This is a genomic window from Endozoicomonas atrinae (assembly GCF_001647025.1).
GTDB classification, from domain to species: domain Bacteria; phylum Pseudomonadota; class Gammaproteobacteria; order Pseudomonadales; family Endozoicomonadaceae; genus Endozoicomonas; species Endozoicomonas atrinae.
The window spans coordinates 1-2,144 of the sequence record NZ_LUKQ02000474.1 but is presented as its reverse complement, the minus strand read 5'-3'; the positions used below and the strand labels follow the sequence as shown (position 1 = coordinate 2,144).

Sequence of the window (2,144 nt, the reverse complement as noted above, 5' to 3'; positions counted from 1 at the left end):
ACTGTAGTGATAAACTCTTCAACGGGCATGACTGAAACCTTCTTTTTTGCTTTTTACTGCTTTTAATAGCAGAAAGCAGGTTCAGTCATGTCTCCTTATGCAAACCTAAAAGTCGCACATGGCGTAAATTAAGTAATCATGTGCAACTACTACTGCAAATTGAAATATTTGCAGTTAGAAACCCTTTTTTTCGCGCCAGTCAATAAATTCTCCAATTCGAGATTCAGCTGATGCAATAGCCGCTGCCTTGTGTATTCCATCACCATAAATTCCACACGACTCACATTCACAGCTGAAATAATCATCTCGATATTTGTAGATACTGAGCTTTGTTTCACCACACTGAACACATGGTTCAAGCTCAACAAATGATCGCCTTTTTGAATCTGACTTTGCTTGTCGAATCAAGTCATTGATTTCTGCATTTGCAGCCTCTCGCTGCTGTTGCACTCGATAACTTTGCTCAGCTCTTTGCCTTGCCTCTTCAGGGGCAAAACGTCCATTAATATAATTAGCTGGGTTTTCTTCTGGAAAATCTTCAAAGTACTCCGACCACTCACCCATGGCAAAACCTCAAATGTTATTTTGCGCTATATCGTAGCAATAAACTTTGCACATCCCTAACAATTCCTATGAGGGCCGTTTTATCCAAATATTCGTCACACATTTTCCAGTAAACCCCGTGCCACTCTTGAAAATCTCGCTTCCAGTTCTGCCTCTGAATCCGGCATTTCTTAATAATCAGGCTTGCTGGATAGAGGTGCTGGCCATTTGTCACATAACTGCGGTAATCCATAACTGTATAGGCCACCACATCCCTAATCCGTTGCTTGGTGGCCTCTCGGTAGTCCCGCTCACTTTTCGCCAACTTTTCGGTAACGTCCCGCTCTAACCACTGAAAGAACCTGCCCTGCTCAGGCATGAAGTGCTCAGTTCTGGGGGCATAAACCCACTTTGCCCAGGAGCGAAATGGCTCATCAAGTTTTTCCACTGCAGCAATGATCTTTCCGGCTTCCACTGCATTGCAGATCAGTAAATCGTTTTCCTGTTTGATTGAGTGACTGCTCATGCGAGATGCCAGTGGATTAACTTCAAACCCTTTGCTGGTCAGGTGAATAGCATAAGCATCATGAATGGCTTGCCTTGCTGAGTAGAATTTCATGCAGATTCTCCATATCGGGCAATGAGCACCGCGTCAGCACGACCATTGTCTTTTTTTCGATGAACGTCTGCATCCGGGTAGAGATCCAATACTTTGCCTCTGGATGCGTCCTTGTGAGCTCCCATCAGACCAGCAGAGCGTTTCCAGCGTTGAGGAGTCACATAGGTCAGGGGAAAACCCATTAAGCTGACTGCAGCTTCCACAGCGCCATACGAACGACCAAAGTTGAACATGGAGACCACGCCCTGTCCTGGTCTTGCTCCCACTTTTTCCAGATAGACCATCTCCACCTGGTGCCGGGTATAGCCTCCGATGATTTTCATCAGACCATGGCCGCTGACTTTTTTCTTTCCTCCTTCCGGGATAATGGGCATATCTTCCACCCGGATGAGTTCCTTATTCCTGCTGCCCAGAATAGCTATACCTCCCGTCAGCCCTGGGTCTATTCCAATAATGATTTTCTTCATCACTTTTCTTTCCTGTTCCCTGCTTTTGAAATTCCCTTCCGAATGGGTTCCCTTACCCTCTTTTTTGCCATGCTTCCCTTGACCGCCCCCTTATCCACCTCTCTCTAAAGAGAGAGAGGGTGGGGTGGGGTCAGCGGCTAAAGGCATCAAACACCTCTCAGCCCACTGAAAATAAAGGGCTTAGGGCATTGAGAGGGGGCTCCAGAATCAACAAAGACAACAATAGGTTGGGTTGGGTCTTTTTTGATCAAGAAATAACCAACTGACTTATTCATGATTGAGCGCCTCCTGACCTTTTTCAGAAACGAATACAAATGGCTCTTCAATCGTCAAAAAGCCTCGCTGGATCATGGCATCAACGGTTCTTCGCCAATGCTTGGAGGCAATAATACCAATTCCATTTTTAAATTATGAAATAACAGCCCATGAACGGGAGCATAGACTTTTCAATCGGCCAACTTCAGAAAGTAATTCATTCCATGCCTCACAGCATTTATTGATAATATCTTCATAGT

At 45.1% G+C, this 2,144-nt stretch carries 4 protein-coding genes; all 4 read right to left on the bottom strand.

Annotation, left to right across the window (positions count from 1 at the left end; genetic code table 11):
* Positions 1-174: 174 nt before the first annotated feature.
* On the bottom strand, positions 175-564 hold the full coding sequence (locus tag AK963_RS28080) for a hypothetical protein (RefSeq protein ID WP_066018608.1): 390 nt from the start codon (positions 562-564) through the stop codon (positions 175-177).
* A 16-nt stretch (positions 565-580) separates the two neighbouring features.
* Entirely contained in the window at positions 581-1,162 is a 582-nt protein-coding gene (locus AK963_RS28075) for a bacteriophage antitermination protein Q (protein ID WP_066018607.1), read from the bottom strand.
* Positions 1,159-1,632 carry a RuvC family protein gene (locus AK963_RS28070; RefSeq protein ID WP_139117735.1) on the bottom strand — a complete coding sequence of 158 codons (474 nt, stop codon included), beginning with the start codon at positions 1,630-1,632 and terminating at the stop codon, positions 1,159-1,161. Before AK963_RS28070 ends, AK963_RS28075 begins: the two co-directional genes overlap by 4 nt.
* Before the next feature lie 143 nt (positions 1,633-1,775).
* Positions 1,776-1,904 (bottom strand): hypothetical protein, encoded by a 129-nt coding sequence (locus AK963_RS36745; RefSeq protein WP_274520562.1) that lies wholly within the window; start codon positions 1,902-1,904, stop codon positions 1,776-1,778.
* Positions 1,905-2,144 lie beyond the last annotated feature (240 nt).